This is a genomic window from Sulfurospirillum sp. 1307, assembly GCF_054408545.1.
The window spans coordinates 105,880-122,776 of record NZ_CP176011.1; the positions used below are offsets into that span (position 1 = coordinate 105,880).

15 protein-coding genes and 5 tRNA genes are annotated in these 16,897 nt (G+C 31.6%); 16 read left to right on the top strand and 4 right to left on the bottom strand.

Going from position 1 to position 16,897, the window contains the following annotated elements; all coding sequences use genetic code 11:
- Nucleotides 1–5: 5 nt before the first annotated feature.
- The 3 genes from ACKGJI_RS00575 to folE all read right to left on the bottom strand — a co-directional run bounded on the left by ACKGJI_RS00575 (nucleotide 6) and on the right by folE (nucleotide 3,174).
- Nucleotides 6–1,196 carry a NifS family cysteine desulfurase gene (locus tag ACKGJI_RS00575; RefSeq protein WP_458700629.1) on the bottom strand — a complete coding sequence of 397 codons (1,191 nt, stop codon included), beginning with the start codon at nucleotides 1,194–1,196 and terminating at the stop codon, nucleotides 6–8.
- A gap of 95 nt (nucleotides 1,197–1,291) precedes the next feature.
- A complete protein-coding gene (fliI, locus tag ACKGJI_RS00580) occupies nucleotides 1,292–2,599 on the bottom strand; it encodes a flagellar protein export ATPase FliI (protein ID WP_458700630.1) in 1,308 nt (435 codons plus the stop codon).
- Nucleotides 2,599–3,174 carry a GTP cyclohydrolase I FolE gene (gene folE / locus ACKGJI_RS00585; RefSeq protein ID WP_458700631.1) on the bottom strand — a complete coding sequence of 192 codons (576 nt, stop codon included), beginning with the start codon at nucleotides 3,172–3,174 and terminating at the stop codon, nucleotides 2,599–2,601. Before folE ends, fliI begins: the two co-directional genes overlap by 1 nt.
- Before the next feature lie 133 nt (nucleotides 3,175–3,307).
- Between folE and tig the strand changes: the two genes are divergently transcribed.
- The 14 genes from tig (at nucleotide 3,308) to ACKGJI_RS00655 (ending at nucleotide 13,151) form a co-directional block, all read left to right on the top strand.
- A complete protein-coding gene (tig, locus tag ACKGJI_RS00590; protein ID WP_458700632.1) occupies nucleotides 3,308–4,603 on the top strand; it encodes a trigger factor in 1,296 nt (431 codons plus the stop codon).
- A 3-nt stretch (nucleotides 4,604–4,606) separates the two neighbouring features.
- Nucleotides 4,607–5,194 (top strand): ATP-dependent Clp endopeptidase proteolytic subunit ClpP, encoded by a 588-nt coding sequence (gene clpP, locus ACKGJI_RS00595; RefSeq protein WP_458700634.1) that lies wholly within the window; start codon nucleotides 4,607–4,609, stop codon nucleotides 5,192–5,194.
- Nucleotides 5,195–5,215: 21 nt separating this feature from the next.
- Nucleotides 5,216–6,295, top strand: a complete 1,080-nt coding sequence (locus ACKGJI_RS00600; protein ID WP_458701673.1) for a GGDEF domain-containing protein — start codon at nucleotides 5,216–5,218, stop codon at nucleotides 6,293–6,295.
- 1 nt (nucleotide 6,296) lies between these two features.
- The gene (def, locus tag ACKGJI_RS00605; RefSeq protein WP_458700635.1) at nucleotides 6,297–6,812 is read left to right on the top strand and encodes a peptide deformylase; all 516 of its coding nucleotides are present in this window, start codon (nucleotides 6,297–6,299) and stop codon (nucleotides 6,810–6,812) included.
- Nucleotide 6,813: 1 nt separating this feature from the next.
- Nucleotides 6,814–8,313, top strand: a complete 1,500-nt coding sequence (locus ACKGJI_RS00610; RefSeq protein WP_458700636.1) for a YifB family Mg chelatase-like AAA ATPase — start codon at nucleotides 6,814–6,816, stop codon at nucleotides 8,311–8,313.
- Nucleotides 8,313–9,707 (top strand): NAD(P)H-hydrate dehydratase, encoded by a 1,395-nt coding sequence (locus ACKGJI_RS00615; protein WP_458700637.1) that lies wholly within the window; start codon nucleotides 8,313–8,315, stop codon nucleotides 9,705–9,707. The genes ACKGJI_RS00610 and ACKGJI_RS00615 overlap by 1 nt, the downstream gene beginning before the upstream one ends.
- Nucleotides 9,689–10,270 (top strand): phosphoribosylglycinamide formyltransferase, encoded by a 582-nt coding sequence (gene purN / locus ACKGJI_RS00620; RefSeq protein ID WP_458700638.1) that lies wholly within the window; start codon nucleotides 9,689–9,691, stop codon nucleotides 10,268–10,270. The genes ACKGJI_RS00615 and purN overlap by 19 nt, the downstream gene beginning before the upstream one ends.
- A 98-nt stretch (nucleotides 10,271–10,368) precedes the next feature.
- A tRNA-Pro gene (locus ACKGJI_RS00625) sits at nucleotides 10,369–10,446 on the top strand.
- Nucleotides 10,447–10,455: 9 nt separating this feature from the next.
- Nucleotides 10,456–10,532 (top strand) — tRNA-His (locus ACKGJI_RS00630).
- A gap of 15 nt (nucleotides 10,533–10,547) precedes the next feature.
- A tRNA-Arg gene (locus ACKGJI_RS00635) sits at nucleotides 10,548–10,624 on the top strand.
- Between the two features lie 10 nt (nucleotides 10,625–10,634).
- Nucleotides 10,635–10,711: transfer RNA gene (locus ACKGJI_RS00640), tRNA-Arg, on the top strand.
- Between the two features lie 16 nt (nucleotides 10,712–10,727).
- Nucleotides 10,728–10,812: transfer RNA gene (locus tag ACKGJI_RS00645), tRNA-Leu, on the top strand.
- Nucleotides 10,813–10,980: 168 nt separating this feature from the next.
- Nucleotides 10,981–11,985, top strand: a complete 1,005-nt coding sequence (locus tag ACKGJI_RS00650) for a BMP family ABC transporter substrate-binding protein (RefSeq protein WP_458700639.1) — start codon at nucleotides 10,981–10,983, stop codon at nucleotides 11,983–11,985.
- The gene (locus ACKGJI_RS00655; RefSeq protein WP_458700640.1) at nucleotides 11,982–13,151 is read left to right on the top strand and encodes a sensor domain-containing diguanylate cyclase; all 1,170 of its coding nucleotides are present in this window, start codon (nucleotides 11,982–11,984) and stop codon (nucleotides 13,149–13,151) included. Before ACKGJI_RS00650 ends, ACKGJI_RS00655 begins: the two co-directional genes overlap by 4 nt.
- 1 nt (nucleotide 13,152) lies before the next feature.
- On the opposite strand, the gene namA is transcribed toward ACKGJI_RS00655, so the two are convergent.
- Entirely contained in the window at nucleotides 13,153–14,157 is a 1,005-nt protein-coding gene (gene namA / locus ACKGJI_RS00660; RefSeq protein WP_458700641.1) for an NADPH dehydrogenase NamA, read from the bottom strand.
- Nucleotides 14,158–14,279: 122 nt separating this feature from the next.
- Between namA and ACKGJI_RS00665 the strand changes: the two genes are divergently transcribed.
- Complete coding sequence (locus tag ACKGJI_RS00665) at nucleotides 14,280–15,563, top strand: GGDEF domain-containing protein (RefSeq protein WP_458700642.1); 1,284 nt, start codon at nucleotides 14,280–14,282, stop codon at nucleotides 15,561–15,563.
- A gap of 18 nt (nucleotides 15,564–15,581) precedes the next feature.
- On the top strand, nucleotides 15,582–16,871 hold the full coding sequence (locus tag ACKGJI_RS00670) for an NAD(P)/FAD-dependent oxidoreductase (RefSeq protein ID WP_458700643.1): 1,290 nt from the start codon (nucleotides 15,582–15,584) through the stop codon (nucleotides 16,869–16,871).
- The last annotated feature ends 26 nt before the right edge of the window (nucleotides 16,872–16,897 follow it).

Consider the following 16,897-nt stretch of genomic DNA (forward strand, 5'->3'; position numbering starts at 1 on the left):
TTCTCCTATAATCCACTCTTATGCCATTCAGGGGCATATGAATATGTACTTGAGATCGCTCTTAATCTCTTTACTGCTTTATTTAATACCTCAATTGTATAATCAATTTCTTCTTCTGTTGTAAATCTTGAAAGTGAAAGTCTAAGTGCAGTGTGAGCCAAATCAGCTTCAGCTCCAATTGCTTCCATTACTGGATTGCTTTCCAAATCCTCGCTAGCACAAGCACTTCCTGTACTAGCAGCAATTCCAGCTTTGTTTAAATCCCAAAGCATAGCTTCACCTTCAATTCCTTTTACGCTTACTAGAATTGTATTTGGAGTTCTTTCTTCTTTTGTACCAACTACAAAAGTATCTTCAATTTTTAAAATTTCATCTTCAAGTTTATTTCTTAGTTTTTTAACATTGCTTTTTTCAAAATCAAGATATTTTACAGCCAAACGCATAGCTTCACCCATTCCAACAATTCCAGCAACATTAAGTGTTCCACTTCTTCTTCCACCCATATGCTCACCTCCATGAAGTAAGCTTGTTAATGGTTGAGAATTTTTGATATAAAGTCCTCCAACACCTTTTGGACCATGAAATTTATGCGCTGAAAAGCTCAAGAAATCAACATGGTTTTTTTGCAAATCAACAGGAACTTTACCAATTGCTTGAACTGCATCAGTATGAAATAAGACACCTTTTTCTTTACAAATTTCCCCTATCTCTTCTATAGGAAAAAGCATACCAGTTTCATTATTTGCCCACATTACACTAACTAAAGCAGTTGTATCTGTTAAGGCTTCTTTTAGGCTTTCAACTTCTATGATACCTTTTTCATTTACAGGAAGATAAGTTACTTTTACGCCTAAAGTCTCTAGAAATTTACATGTAGAAATAACAGCTGGATGTTCTACTTCAGTTGTTATGATATGGTCTTTATCCCCATTTAGGATATGGTCGTGGTATACACCTTTTAGTACCCAGTTATTACTTTCTGTTGCACATGAAGTTACTATGATATCATCATCATCACTAGCATTTAAGCCAGCATAAAGATGATCCATTGCCTCTCTTAATGCAGGATGAGTTTCACTTCCAAATTGATGTAATGAGTTTGGATTTCCATACATTTGTACAAAAAATGGCTCCATTTTCTCAAAAACCTTTGGATCAACTATTGTAGTTGCATTATTGTCTAAATAAACTCTCATTCTTTATTGTCTCCGTTTAATTAGGATAAAAAATATCCTATTACTTTTTTTGAATACTATTATTTTATTCATTAAATAATGATAAAATTTTGCAATTACTCCAAAATTTGTTTTAATTTCTTTATTGTTTCATCAAATTTACTTATCTCTTCAGGGGATTGTTGTAAAAATTTTTCCATTATATCTTTTTTCGATATTGCTTGGTCTAATTCTCTGTCATTTCCTTTTTGATAAGCACCAATTCTAATAAGTACTTCATTTTCTTTTAACAAAGAATGAAGCCTTTTAAATTTCATTGCTAACATTTTATGCTGTTCTTCTATAACATCACTCATTACTCTTGAAGCACTATTTTGTATGCTAATTGGAGGATAAATTCCAAAATCTGTCATTTCTCTACTTAAAACAATATGACCATCTAGTATACTTCTTGATTGATCTGCTATGGGGTCGCTTAAGTCATCACCTTCAACTAAAACAGTAAAAAATGCTGTAATTGAGCCTTTCCCTTCTTCCTTTCCAGCTCTTTCCATCAGCTGAGGAAGTAATGCCAGAACAGAAGGTGGATATCCTTTTGAAGTTGGAGGCTCTCCAAGAGCAAGTCCTATTTCTCTTTGAGCCATAGCAAATCTAGTAACTGAATCCATCATGAAAAGAACATCTCTACCTTGGTTTTTGAAGTACTCTGCTATACTCATAGCACTAAATGCACCATATTTTCTCATCAATGGAGAATCATCACTTGTAGCAACTACGATAACAGTGTTACTTAAATCCCCTCCTAGATTTTTTTGAATAAACTCAGGAACTTCTCTTCCCCTCTCACCAATTAGTGCAATTACTTTGATAGGAGCTTCACTCCCTCTTACAATCATTCCCATAAGAGTAGATTTACCAACTCCACTTCCTGCAAAAATTCCTATTTTCTGCCCTTTACCACATGTCAAAAGTGCATCTATTGTTTTAACACCAACACTAAAAGGCTCATCAATCAAACCTCTTTTCATAGGATCAAGCGGAGCTTTCATGATAGGAGAACATACACTAGGCTCAATCGGAGGTTTTCCATCTCTTGGCCTAACAAATGGATCAACCACTCTTCCCAAAAGAGAATCTCCTACAGGTATACTCATGCCTTGTTCGTTTATAAATACTTTATCGCCACTTTTAAAGCCTTCAATGAATCCAAAAGGAGATATAAAAAATGAGTATTGATCAATCTCAGTAACCATACCAAGTTCACTTTTATTTGGATCATCTAAAGAGATAATTTTTACTATATCTCCAATACTTGGTCTTAAGCCCTCGGCTTCTATCGTAGTTGAGCTTATTTTTTTTATAGTTCCAAATTTAGGTGATAAATTTCCTTTTTTTAATCTCTCTTTGAAACTATGTAGTGCCATTAATATCTAGCTTCCACAGGAGAATTGATTATGTCAAAAAACTCTTTTCTTGTATCGCTTCTTAAGAATGAACCACGAAGAGCTGAAGTTGTAGTAGCTGAGTGAGTTTTTCCAACTCCTCTCATTTCCATACACATATGCCTTGCTTGAACAACTACAGCGACTCCTTTTGGCGAAATTACTTCATTAATAGCATCTGCAATTTGTTCTGTTAATTGCTCTTGTATCTGTAATCTTCTAGCAAAAATATCAACCATGCGAGGAATCTTTGAAAGTCCAACTACTTTCCCATTTGGTATATAAGCAACATGTGCTCTACCGATGATAGGAAGCAAGTGGTGTTCACACATAGAATAAAATTCTATATTTTTAACAAGTACCATTTGGTCGTTATCTGTTTCAAAAAGCGCATCATTTAATACTGATAATGGATCTTGCTGATATCCCTTTGTCATTTCTAAGAATGATCTAAATACTCTATTAGGAGTTTTTATAAGACCTTCACGGTTTACATCTTCTCCAATAATTTCAAGCATTGTTTTTACTGCTTCTTCAAATTTTTCTTGTTTGCTCATTATTTATACTCATCTTTTTTGTTTGGATTATAGCTTGATTTTCCTTTTTGAGTGATAAAAAATATAAATATAATAGGATATAAAGTAAAATTTTGCTATATTAAAAAAAATTTTTTATTTATAAAGGGAATATATGCAAATCAAAGTAGAAAAAATTGATAGTGCAAATGCCAAAGCAGAAGCAAAAATTGGCAAAGAGCTTTTAGAAGAAAAGCAAAATAAGATAGCTAAAGAAGTAGCTAAAAACATGAAGGTTGATGGGTTTAGAAAAGGTAAGGTTCCTCCACATGTTGTTATGAAAATGCATGGTGATAAAATCAAGCAAGATGCAGAACAAGAGGTTTTAAGAGAGTTTTTAAATAAATCATTAGAAGAGCTTGGTGAAAAACCAGAAAGAATTGTAGGTGAGCCAACTATCTCTAAATTTGAAAAAGTTGATGATGGACTAGAAGTTGAGATAAAAATTTCTTTTCGTCCAGAAATTAACATAGATGGATATAAAGATTTAGTACCTGAGTATAAAACTCCAAGAGTTATGAAAAAAGATATTGATGAGAGAATCAATACTATGCTAAAACTTTCAGCTCCGCTAAAAGAGATTGAAGAAGACAGACCTGTTCAAAATGGAGATTTTGTACTAATTGATTTTGAAGGATTTATTGATGGTGTTGCTTTTGAAGGTGGAAAAGCTGAGAAGTATTCACTAGAAATTGGAAGTGGTTCTTTCATACCTGGTTTTGAAGATGCTATCATTGGCATGAAAGCTGGTGAGGAAAAAGATATTGAAGTTACTTTCCCAAAAGAGTATGGTTCAAAAGATTTAGCTGGAAAGCCTGCAGTTTTTAAAGTAAAACTTCATGAAATAAAAGTAAAAGATATACCTGAAAAACCAGATGAAGAAACTCTTAAAAAACTTCTTCCAGGAGTTGAAGAGCCAACTATGGAAAAATTAGAAGCAGAAGTAAAAGAGCAAATCAAAAATGAAAAACTTTCAAAAGTATTTGCTGATGAGGTAAAACCAAAATATGTTGAAGCATTGGTTGAAAATATCAAGTTTGACCTTCCTGAAAATATTGTAGAACAAGAGATAGATGTACAAGTTAGAAATATTTTCCAAGGATTAAGTGAAGATGAGATCAAAGAATACTCAGAAAATCCAGAAAAAATAAAAGAAAAAAGAGAAGAGTTTAGAAAAGCAGCAACAGAATCAGTAAAACTTACTTTCTTAGTAGATGAATTGGCTAAAAAAGAAGAGATAAAAGTAGATGATAATGAAATCATGCAAATGATTTATTTTGAAGCAATGCAACAAGGTCAAGATCCAAAAGCTTATTATGAGTATTATGAAAAGCAAGGTGTTCTTCCAGCTATCAAAATGAGTCTGATTGAAGAGAGATTATTCTCAAAACTTTTTAGTGAAAAGAAGTAAAATATGAGTTATGTTCCTATTGTAGTTGAAAAGAGTGGAAGAGGGGAGAGAAGTTATGATATTTATTCTAGGCTTTTAAAAGATAGAATTATCATGCTTAGCGGAGAGATTAATGATGCTGTTGCTTCTTCTATTGTAGCTCAATTACTTTTTTTAGAAGCAGAAGATCCTGAAAAAGACATATATCTTTATATAAACTCTCCTGGTGGAGTAATTACTAGTGGTTTTAGTATTTATGATACTATGAACTATATCAGACCTGATATTAGTACTATTTGTATTGGTCAAGCTGCATCAATGGGAGCATTTTTATTAAGTTGTGGAACTAAGGGCAAGAGGTATGCACTTCCAAATTCTAGGATTATGATACATCAACCACTAGGTGGTGCTCAAGGTCAAGCAACTGATATAGAGATACAAGCAAAAGAAATTTTAAGACTTAAAAAGATACTAAATGAAATCTTAGCGTCAAATACAAAGCAAACTCTTAGAAAGATTGAAAAAGATACAGAAAGAGACTTTTTTATGAGTTCAAAAGAGGCTTGTGAATATGGTTTGATTGATAAAGTATTGGAAAAAAGTTTTAAATAATATAGTATATGGAGAATTTTGATGGTTCGCTTGGATAAAAATAAAATACAAAGTGGTTTAGGAAAACGTCCTAGTGTAGAGGAAAACAAAGCACAAGAAACCAATACTAAGCCACAAAATGTAAGTGGCGAACTTGAAAAATTCTCTATGTATGTTTTAAAGGTGTTGATGGATGAAAATATTCCTCCAACACCAAATAATTTTCAAATATATTTTGAAAAACTTTTAGAAAACAAACCACTTTCCTTTAGAAAACGTATAAATGAACTTTTAGAAGCTGAAAATATAAATGATGATGAATATCGCGCTAAGATGGAAAGAGACATTAAAGAGGGATTTATTCAGATAAAAGGTATTATGCAAATAGTTTCAAAAGTTTATAAAAATATAAATGTAATGAAGGAAATTATTAAAAAGAGAATTGCTGAACTTGAAATAAATTCAAATCAGTTAGCTGTTTCAAATGTTATATCTGCTTTAAATAAAGATTTGCAAAAATTGTCTGAACTTATGACAAAACAGACTGATACATTAAAAACTCATTATGAAAAAACAGGTGAGATACTAAAAGAGATAGAAGATAAAGCTATATTTGATTCTAGGTTTGGAGTATATAATCGTAAATATTTTTTAAGAGCGATTGCTAGTGAATGTAAATCGATAGAGCAATTTAATCATAAAAGTACTATTGTTTTAGTAAAGATTAAAGATACAATACTAAATAAGATAGTAAATGCAAAAGACAGAATGATTCTTACAAGAAATATTGCAAAATTACTTTTAAAAACATCAAGAAGAAGTGATGTTGTAGCTCACTATGGTGATGGTGTTTTTGGAATGCTTATGAAGCATACAGATATATCAAATGCAGGTAGAGCTTGTGAGCGTATTAGTGATCTTATCTATGCTACAAGTTTTTTTATAGGCGATAATGAAATTGAAACTGATATTGAGCTAGCAATAGTTCCTATTCTTAATGGTTATACCACTGAAGAGTTGATATCTTATGCTCTGGATGCTTTGCCTAAAAGTGGTAAACATTTAGAATCTTATGTGGTTTGTGAAATTCCTGAAGAAATAGAAGCAGTGGAGAATAAATAAAATGGTCCGTGAAGTTTTAGTATATCCAAATAAAAAATTAAAAGAAGTATCTAAGGATGTGGAAAATTTTGATGAAGAATTGCATGCTCTTTTGGAAGACATGAAAGATACAATGTATGCAAAAGATGGCATAGGATTAGCAGCAATTCAAATAGGGGTTGCTAAAAGAGTGCTTATCATTAATCTAACAGATGAGGATGGTAATCAAAATCCTGAAGATTTAGTTGAAGTTATAAATCCTGTTATATTAGAGGGCGATGGAGTTACAACTTATCAAGAAGGATGTCTTAGTGTTCCTAGCTACTATGATGAGGTAGAGAGATATAAAGAAATTAAAGTTAGATACTATGATAGATATGGTAATAAGATTGAAAAAGAGCTAGATGGTCTTATGGCTATTGCTTTTCAGCATGAGAGTGATCATTTAAATGGAAGATTATTTATAGAAAAACTTTCATATTTAAAGAGAAAAAAATTTGAAAAAGAGTGGAAAAAGAAGTTAAAAGCAAGAAGGTAATGTGAATAAATTTAAGTGTGCTACTCTTTTACATAATAAAGCTTATGAAGTAGAAGTAGAATCAGCCACTATAAGAGCTCTTCCTGCTTTTAGTATAGTAGGAATGGCTTCTCAATCTATTCAAGAGTCAAAAGATAGAATTAAAGCAGCCTTGTCTCACATAAAATACAAATTTCCTCCCCAAAAAATAACTGTAAGTTTATCTCCTAGTGATTTAAAAAAAGAAGGAAGTCATTTTGATTTGGGGATTGCATTACTTCTTTATTTTCAAAAAGAAGAGACTATATGTAGAGATTTTTATATTTTTGGAGAATTAGGACTAGATGGAGATGTAAAATCAACTACTAGTATATTTCCTATTATTTTAAGCCTAGCTTCATCTATGCAAGATTTGGAGGTAATTGTTCCTAAAAGTATGACAAAAAAAATATCTCAAATTCCAAATGTAAAAGCTTATGGAGTTGGAAGTTTAAGCGAAGCTATTGGATTTTTAAAAGGAGAGATAGAGATAAAAAATGATGAAAGTTTTTTGCATGAAAATATTTTAGAAATCAATAATAACAAATATTTTTATACAAAAAATTTTGAATTGGATTTTAAAGATTTAAAAGGACAAGAGAGGCTAAAAAGAGCTTTTGTTATAAGTGCGGTTGGTATGCATAATATATTCTTGGAAGGAAGTCCTGGGTGTGGAAAGAGTATGGGTATAAAAAGGCTCAGATATATACTTCCTCCAATGAGTATGCAAGAGATGTTAGAATCTAATGCTTATGAGTGTTTAGAGGGAGAAGAAAAAGATTTAAGTCCAACAAGAGCTTTTAGAAGTCCACATCACAGCTCTTCTAAACCGAGTATTTTTGGTGGTGGAAGTTCAAAATCTAATGCTGGTGAATGTGCCTTAGCACACAATGGCATACTTTTTTTTGATGAATTTCCCCATTTTTCAAAAAGTGTATTAGAAGCTCTTAGAGAGCCTTTAGAAGATAATCAAATACTAATTTCAAGGGTTAATACAAAAGTCAAATATAAAACGAAATTTCTATTCGCAGCTGCAGCTAATCCATGTCCTTGTGGAAATTTACTATCCTCAACCAAGGAATGCAGGTGCAATGAACTTGAAATTAAAAGATATAAAAATCGTATTTCTGAGCCACTTTTGGATAGAATTGATTTATATGTACAAATGAGTGATGAGTACGAAGATATAGAAACTAAAAGCTCGGAAGATATGTTTAAAGAGGTTTTAAAAGCATTTGTTTTTCAAAAAAATAGAAATCAAGTAGAGTTTAATGCTAAGCTTAGTGAAAAAGAGCTTGAAGAAATAGTAAATCTAGATAGCGAAGCAAAAAAAGTTTTAGATAAAGCAGTTCAAAACTTTGGCTTATCACATAGAAGTGTAGCCAAGATAAAATCAGTTTCAAGAAGTATAGCAGACTTAGAAGAATGCAAAATGGTAAAAAAAGAGCATATACTTGAAGCCCTAAGTTTTAGGAGGCGATGATGGAAAAAGTGTTTTTTGAAGTTGGCAGTTTAGATAAGAGATGTTATGATGATTTTTATTTAAGTGAAGACTTACTGATGGAGCAAGCTGCAAGTGCTTTAGCAAGAGAGATTAAAAAAAGAGTTAGCAAAAATAGCAAAGTTTTATTTTTATGTGGCGTTGGAAACAATGGGGCTGATGGAATTACATGTGCTAGGATGTTGGATAAAGATTATGAAGTACATATCTATATTCCTCTTGGAGTAAAATCACCCATGGCCAAGCTTCAGTTAAAAAGAGCTAGAGTTCTAGGGGTTAAAGAAGTTGATAGGTTAATTAAGGCAGATGCCTTTATAGATTGTTTATTTGGCTCTGGCCTTAAAAGAGAGCTTAGTGAAGAAGTAAATAATATCATAGATAAAGTAAATGCAAAAGATGGACAAAAAATTGCATGTGATATTCCAACTGGAATTGATTTTATGGGAAATATAAAAAGCAAATGCTTTAAAGCAGATGTAACAATTACAATGGGAGCTTTAAAAGAATCACTTTTTAGCGATAGTGCAAAAGATTTTGTAGGAAAAATAAAAGTTGCCAATCTTGGTATATCAAGAGAAAATTATGAGAGAGAAGCTAAAACATTTTTATTGCAAAAAAGTGATTTAAAACTTCCTTTAAGGAACAAACAAAAGACTAACAAAGGAAGTTATGGACATGTTAGTATTATTGCTGGAGATAAGGTAGGTGCATCTATACTAGCGGCATCTAGTGCTTTTAACTTTGGAGCTGGGTTAGTAAGTATAGTTAGTAAAAGTGAGTTTGATTTTCCAGTTTTCTTGATGAAAAACAAAGTAGTTCCTAAAACTTCAAATACAATGGTTTTTGGAATGGGATTGGGAGATATTTGGAGAGAAGAAGAGTTAAGAGATTTTGCAAATAGTAAATCTTTAGTAATTGATGCTGATATGTTTTATAAAGATTTAGTTTTAGAATTTTTAGATAAAGAAGTAGTACTAACGCCTCATCCAAAAGAGTTTAGCTCGCTTTTGAAAATAAGTGGTTTTGGAGATTTCAGCGTTGATGAAATACAAAGCAACAGATTTGAATTAGCAAGAAAATTTAGTTTAAAATATCCTAGTGTTGTATTGTTGTTAAAAGGAGCAAATACTCTTATAGCTCAAAATGGTATAATCTATATAAATAATCTTGGCTCATCCATCTTAGCAAAAGGCGGAAGTGGAGATGTTTTAGCAGGACTTATTGGTGCTATGTTAGCACAAGGTTATAGCCCAATTGAGAGTGCAATAAACGCAAGCCTAGCTCATGCTCTAGCAGCAAAAAAAATAAAGTATGCAAATTATGGATTAAATCCATTAGATTTATGTGAAGGTATAAAATGGTTACAAAAAAAATAGCAGTCTTATTTAGTGGAAGTGGATCGAACTTAGAAAAAATTTTAGAAAAAGTTCACAATAAAAGTTTTTCTATATGTAAAGTAGAAGTTGCTTGTCTTATTTGCAATAAAAAAGATGCTTTTGGGATAGAAAGAGCAAAAAAGTTTGGGCTTGAAACTACTATTGTAGAACATAAAAATTTTAAGAGTAGAGAAGAGTTTGATAAAGAATTGGTAAAAATTATAAACAAAAGTGGAGCTGAACTTAGTGTACTTGCTGGTTTTATGAGGATACTAACACCAGAATTTACAAAAAATATAAAAGCTATCAACTTGCATCCATCACTTCTTCCTTTATTTAAAGGAGCTCATGCGATAGAAGATAGTTTTAATAGTGATATGAAAGTTGGTGGAGTTAGTGTTCATTGGGTAAATGAAGAGTTAGATGGTGGAGATATTATAGCTCAAGAGTGTTTTAGTAAAGTAGGTATGAATTTAGAAGAATTTGAAGATAGAATCCACAAAATTGAGCATGAACTTTTACCAAAAACAATCATAGATATATTAGAAGGTAAAATTTTATAAAAAATTTTACAAAATTTGCTTTTTTGCTTGACAAAGTTTGTTTATTTGGGTAAAATTTCAGCCTTATTACGGAAGCTGGTCTTTTGTTTTGAGAGGCTCGGGGCGTAGCGCAGTCTGGTTAGCGCACCTGGTTTGGGACCAGGGGGCCGAAGGTTCGAATCCTTTCGCCCCGACCATTTATTATGGTGAGTGTAGCTCAGCTGGTTAGAGCATCGGATTGTGGTTCCGAGGGTCGTGGGTTCGAACCCCATCATTCACCCCATGATTTCGCGGGTCAGCGCCCGTAGCTCAATTGGATAGAGCAACGGACTTCGGATCCGTAGGTTGTAGGTTCGACTCCTGTCGGGCGCACCATTTTTTATATGCTTCCTTAGCTCAGCTGGATAGAGCAACGCCCTTCTAAGGCGTAGGTCACACGTTCGAATCGTGTAGGGAGTACCACTTTTTATTGTTAGGTGCGGATGTGGTGGAATTGGTAGACACGCTAGACTTAGGATCTAGTGCAGCAATGCGTGAAGGTTCAAGTCCTTTCATCCGCACCATTTTTTACCCTGTTTTATGGGCTTTAATCCCCCCCCCATTTTAATAATCAATTATATTTCCTTATAATTTTATATCTTTTTTAAGTATTTTTAGAATCTTTAAAGAGTATAATTACTTGTTCTATTGGATTGTAATTTATCCTTTAAATCTAAAATATAGGGTTTATTTTGTTAAAAAAAGTTTTTCTTTTAGTAATAGTGTCAGTATATTTGTTTTCAAATGAAATAAAGCCTGTTGTTATGTATGATGGTTCAGTGATTTTTGATAAAGGCTGGAATGAAACTATATACAATGGTGTTAAAAAATTTGAGAAAAAAACGAATATTAAAGTTAAGATAGTAAATGAACCAGATGCTAATAAGTCAATCAAACTTATTGATGAATTAGTAGCTAAAGGGCACAATCCTATTATATTAAGTGCTACAAAATATACAGAAAATACAGTTAGAAAAATCTTGGGAAATCATCCAAAAACTAGATTCATTGTTCTTAGTGGCTACACTGACATGCCAAATGCTCGCTACCTGTCTTTTTCAAATCAAGAGAGTTCGTTTTTAGCTGGATATTTGGCAGCTAAAAAAAGCAAAACTAAAAAAATAGGTTTTGTTGGTGGAGCTGATATACCTGTTATTCAAAATTTTCTTTGTGGTTACATAAAAGGTGCAAAGTATGCAGATAAAAATGTAGTGGTTGATTATAAGTATCTTGGTCATACTTTTGCAGAATGGATTAAATCAATCAATCAGTACGAAATTACTGCACAAATGATAAAAAATGGCGCAGATGTCATATTTGCACCAGCTGGAGATAGAAGTGTTGATATACTAAAAGCTGCGCATGATCATAATGTATATGGGATTGGAGTTGATTCTAATCAAAATTATCTGTTTGCCGGCAGTGTTCTTACATCTACTATGGTTAGAATAGATAATGCTATCTATAGAGAGCTTATGGCTGCAAAAGCTAATGTTTGGGGAGACCAAATACAAAAGATGGGGCTTCAAGAAGAAGGTGTAGAATTGGCATTTGATGAATACAACGAAAACTTAATATCAAAAGAATTAAGAAATGAATTGAATCAAATAAAATCAGATATAATTTTAAAAAATATTGATTTACCATACTATACTATCTCTCAAGGATGTATATATGAGGGGAAAAAATTGTTTTGAAGAATAAATTTTCTTTATCATTAAGCACTTACATTTTACTTGCTGTATTTGTTAGTGTTTTTGGTTCATTTCTTTTTGCTAAAATGTATATTGAAAAGCAAAATAGCGAGGCATTGTACAAATCTTTCAAAGAAGAAAGAGAAGAAATTACTAAAAATATCGCTAGATATATGGTGGAGCCTATCAAGAAATTTTCTCCAAGTGAGGGTTCAAAAGCTCTTGAGATTACAAAAAACGATAAAAAAATCGTAAAAATTCTAATATATGATGAGCTTTTAGATATTGATTTTATAAATATCTATATACCAAATAGAGCAAAAGGAAATTTATTTAAAAATCGTGAAACTATTTATGATAACTCTAAAAAGATTGGATGGGTAGAGATAACTTTTAATGATGCAAAAATACAAAAAGAGTTAGAAAGTGCAAATAGTATAATTTTCAATATTTTGCTTTTTTCATCTTTAATCCTAATGATAACTATGTATAGTATCTTACAGTATAAAATATTGCGTCCTATAATGGTGCTTAACAATCAAGCTTTGGATTTTCAAAATAATAGATTAGATAAACAATATTTTTGGTCTGGTAATGATGAGCTTAGTTCACTTGGTAAGAGTTTTGAGTCTGCAAAAGTATCGATTTTGAATTTATTAAAAAAGCTATCTAAAAAGAATGAAGAGCTTGAGAGGTTGTATATCACAGATAAGTTAACTGGTATTTATAACAGGCATAAACTTGATATTGTGCTTGAAGAAGAAGAAAGAAGATGTGATAGATATAAGCAAAGCTTTGGGGTTATAATTGTAGATATTGATAATTTTAAATATATAAATGATACTTATGGACACTTAGTAGGAGATAGAGTTTTAAAAGAGATAGCATGGATTTTAAAAGAAAATGTTCGCAAAACTGATACCCTTGGCAGATGGGGAGGAGAAGAATTTCTTATCATAGTTCCTCAGTGCAGTAAAGAAGATTTATTTGAAATATCTAAAAAATTGAAAGATTATATCTCAAATTATGATTTTAAATTAGACAAGCACATCACTGCAAGTTTTGGTATATCTATGTATAAAAACGATTTAAATACTCTTTTAAAAAATGCAGATGATGCCTTGTATCAAATAAAAACAAATGGTAAAAATGCCATCTTATTTCTTTAGATTACAAATAAGCTCTTTCGTAAGCTTTAGGGTATAGTTTTATACCTTTTTTATTTGCTTCATTGATTGCCCAGTATGGCTCTTTTAGTAGGGCTCTTCCTAAAAAGATTAAATCAGCAAACTTTTCTTCTAGTAAAAATTGAGCGAAATTTGCATCTTGTATGAGTCCTACTGTGCCAGTTTTTATCTCTGCTTTTTGTTTTATCTCTTTTGCATATAAGCTTTGATATCCAGGATAAAATTTTGGAGCAATTGGAGCTACTCCACCTGAGCTAACATCTACAAGGTCAACTCCAAGGCTTTTTAACATTTTTGCTGTTTTTATGCTTTGGGATATGTGGTTGCCCTCTTTTAGTGTTTCATCTGCCGAAATTCTTACAAAAAGTGGTCCCTCAAATATATCTCTTATGTCACTTACGATTTCTTTTAAAAGTCTATTTCTATTTTCAAAATTTCCTCCGTAAATATCGTCTCTCTTATTTGAGATTGGAGATAAAAATTGGTTGATTAAGTAGCCATGTGCTGCGTGTATTTCTATGATGTCAATGTCAGCTTTTATCGCTCTTTTTGTTGCTTCTAAGAAATCATTTTTGACTTTATCGATGTCGCTTTGGCTCATTTTGTTAGGTACTCTAAAATCTTCTTTAAAAGCAATTGGACTTGGAGCAATTGGTGTGTCTTTTGCTTCAGATTTTCTTCCAGCATGAGCTAATTGTACTGCTATTTTAGCACCATGAGCATGGATTTTATCTGACAATTTTTTATACATGTAGATTTGTTCATCATACCATAAACCAAGGTCGTTATTGCTTATTCTACCTTCAGTAGATACTGCAGTTGCTTCAGTCATAATCATACCAATTTGTCCAGCAGCCCTTGTTTCGTAGTGATTTAAATGCCAAGGTGTTAATATGCCATCTTCTTTAGCACTATACATGCACATAGGACTCATAACCAAACGATTTTTTAAAGTTATATCTTTTGTAGTAAAGTTTTCAAACAGCATGGATTTCCTTTTTTGTTTATTATATCAAATTTTAAAAATCTAATTAAATTGATTTATTATAAGCAAATCTACAAAAAAGTGATATAATGTTTGCTACTAATTAAGTGGATAGGATTATGAGATTGTTTAAATATATAGATATGCTAGAAAAAGATATAGAAGAGGCTTTCAAAGAGTTTTACGAAACTATGTTAAGCGATACGAGGTTGGGAGTTTTTTTTGATTCTCAAGCACAAGTAGATGCTCTCATACAAAAGCAAAAAGAGTATTTTAGAGCTTCTTTGCATATGGATAAGTCTACTTTAAAAAAGGTTTATGTAAAACTTGGAGAGTATCATTATGATATACGAATTCCGTATATTGATTTTATCAAGGGAGCAGATATACTAGAAGAGCATTTTTTGATGCACTCCTATGATATCTCTAATTCAAATGATTTGATGGAAGAGATACTTTACTATTTTAAAATCATGAAATCATATACTGCAAAGGGTTACTTAAACCGTATGATTCAACAAGACCAAAAAGATATTGATCTATTTTTTAATCAAACACTTGAAAAAAGTGATGATGACTATCTTCCAAAGCAAGTAATCTTTAAAAAAATTGAGTGGCTTAAAAATCTTTTAAATGCCATTGAAAAAAGTGAAGATTTTGAGATAGATGCTAACTCAGCTTTGTTTACAGATTGGATAAATTTATCAGATAATATCTCTCCTGAGAGAAAAGAGATGTATCTTGAGATAGAAAATCGTATATTTATTGATGCTCAAAATTTATTTTTCTTTTTGTATAGAGAAGAGTACTTGGAGATTTTACCTCTTTACTCATCACTTTTAAACATATATAAACTAACTCTTATTTTAAATAATGCTTTAACTGTTGAGTACGCAAGTCAAGTTATTGATCACATGAAAACAGATCCAATGACTGGCTTGTTTAGAAAAGAGATTTTTAAAGAGCTTTTAAAAAAGAAAATTGCTTTTTTAAAAAGAAATCCTGATAGGATATTTTCTATTATTTATCTAGATATTGATGATTTTAAAAATATAAATGATAGATATGGGCATTATAGTGGGGATAAAGTCATAGAAAATCTTGGTAAAATTATCAAGAAAAACATAAGAGCATCTGATCTTGGATTTAGAATTGGTGGTGATGAATTTGCTATCATTTTAGAAGATGCAAACCTGAAAAATGCACAAAAAGTCGGTAAAAAGATTTTATACGAATTTGCAGAAGCAAAGTATAAATTTAATGAAGAGATAAATTTCAACTCTACTCTTAGCATAGGTATTGTTGAAGTAAATGATGATAAAGATTTAGATGAAGAAAAATTAATAAAAGAGGTTGATAACAAATTATATATTTCCAAAGAAAATGGAAAAAATCAAATATCAGTTTAATTAAGGGTATATTTTTTTATGAAAGAACAAAGTATCAATTCTTATTATGATGTTATCATAGTTGGCTCGGGTCCAGCTGGTTTGGGTGCGGCTTTTAAGGTGGCTGAAAATTCTGATAATTCTGTTTTATTGATAGAGAAAAAAAGAATTAGCTCAGGTGGTCTTAGAAATGATTGTAAACAAAACTATACTTATCCTGTTGGTTTTCCCTTTGAGCATTGGGAAGAAGATGAGGCAAATGAACTTTTAAAAGAGGTAGAAGCTCATCTAAAGCCAACACATAAAACAAGATTGAGTATAGATAAGTATGTAAAAAGAGCTAAAAAAATAGGAGTAAATATCTTAGCGATTGATCAAGCTCATGTAGGAACAGATAAATCTTCAGCGCTTATAAATGGCCTTTTAGAAGAACTAAGGGCTTTACATGTAGATATAGCTTTAAAAACAGAAGTTAGCAGGCTTGAAAAAGATAAAAAAGAGATAGTACTAAGTGATGGAAGAGTTATAGAATTTAAGCACATCATATTAGCACCAGGTAGAGCTGATTATGACTGGCTTCAAGACCAGATGGACACTCTTGGAGTTAAATATAGCGATAATATAGTAGATATTGGTGTTAGAGTAGAGATGAAAGAGGAGAACTACTCTATTGTTAAGGATTATTATGATCCAAAGATTTTACTTCCAAATAAAGTAAGGACATTTTGTACTAACTCAGGGTGTGCTCACATCGTTAGAGAAAAATATAAAGGTTATTACTCTGTAAATGGGCACTCTTTATCCAGCGATAACGAACCAAACCATCTTGTAAACTTTGCTCTTTTAAAAACGATAAGACTAACAGAACCTGTTGTTAGTGGACAACAGTTTGGAAAGATTTTGGGTGAAATGGTTATGCAACTTAGTGGTGGCTCAGTCATCATGCAAAGAGTTGGAGATTTTAGGATGGGAAGTCGAAGCAAAAAAGAGACTTTCAATAGTGACTTATATGATTTTAAACCAACACTAAAAAGTGCAGTTGCTGCTGATTTATCTCTTAGTATGCCAGCTAAAATTCTAAGAGATATTTGGAAAGCTCTAAAAATGCTTGATACAATAATCCCCGGAGTTTTACATCCCTCAACGATACTTTATTATCCAGAGATAAAAACTTACTCAAATAAGCCAGAGTTTATTGATAAATATTTTATGGTCAAAGATGGATACTACATCATTGGAGATGGCGCAGGAACTAGTAGAGGAATTACTGCTGCTTGGGCATCAGGTATCAGAGCTGCCAATGGGATTTTGAAACAAAAAGGTACTTGATAGTACCTTTTTAATTTTCTTAATAG

Bases quoted from the DNA above. Each gene is read 5' to 3' on its own strand.
- ACKGJI_RS00575 (WP_458700629.1), bottom strand. From the start codon at position 1,196: ATGAGAGTTTATTTAGACAATAATGCAACTACAATAGTTGATCCAAAG.
- fliI (WP_458700630.1), bottom strand. From the start codon at position 2,599: ATGGCACTACATAGTTTCAAAGAGAGATTAAAAAAAGGAAATTTATCA.
- folE (WP_458700631.1), bottom strand. From the start codon at position 3,174: ATGAGCAAACAAGAAAAATTTGAAGAAGCAGTAAAAACAATGCTTGAA.
- tig (WP_458700632.1), top strand. From the start codon at position 3,308: ATGCAAATCAAAGTAGAAAAAATTGATAGTGCAAATGCCAAAGCAGAA.
- clpP (WP_458700634.1), top strand. From the start codon at position 4,607: ATGAGTTATGTTCCTATTGTAGTTGAAAAGAGTGGAAGAGGGGAGAGA.
- ACKGJI_RS00600 (WP_458701673.1), top strand. From the start codon at position 5,216: ATGGTTCGCTTGGATAAAAATAAAATACAAAGTGGTTTAGGAAAACGT.
- def (WP_458700635.1), top strand. From the start codon at position 6,297: ATGGTCCGTGAAGTTTTAGTATATCCAAATAAAAAATTAAAAGAAGTA.
- ACKGJI_RS00615 (WP_458700637.1), top strand. From the start codon at position 8,313: ATGGAAAAAGTGTTTTTTGAAGTTGGCAGTTTAGATAAGAGATGTTAT.
- purN (WP_458700638.1), top strand. From the start codon at position 9,689: ATGGTTACAAAAAAAATAGCAGTCTTATTTAGTGGAAGTGGATCGAAC.
- namA (WP_458700641.1), bottom strand. From the start codon at position 14,157: ATGCTGTTTGAAAACTTTACTACAAAAGATATAACTTTAAAAAATCGT.
- ACKGJI_RS00670 (WP_458700643.1), top strand. From the start codon at position 15,582: ATGAAAGAACAAAGTATCAATTCTTATTATGATGTTATCATAGTTGGC.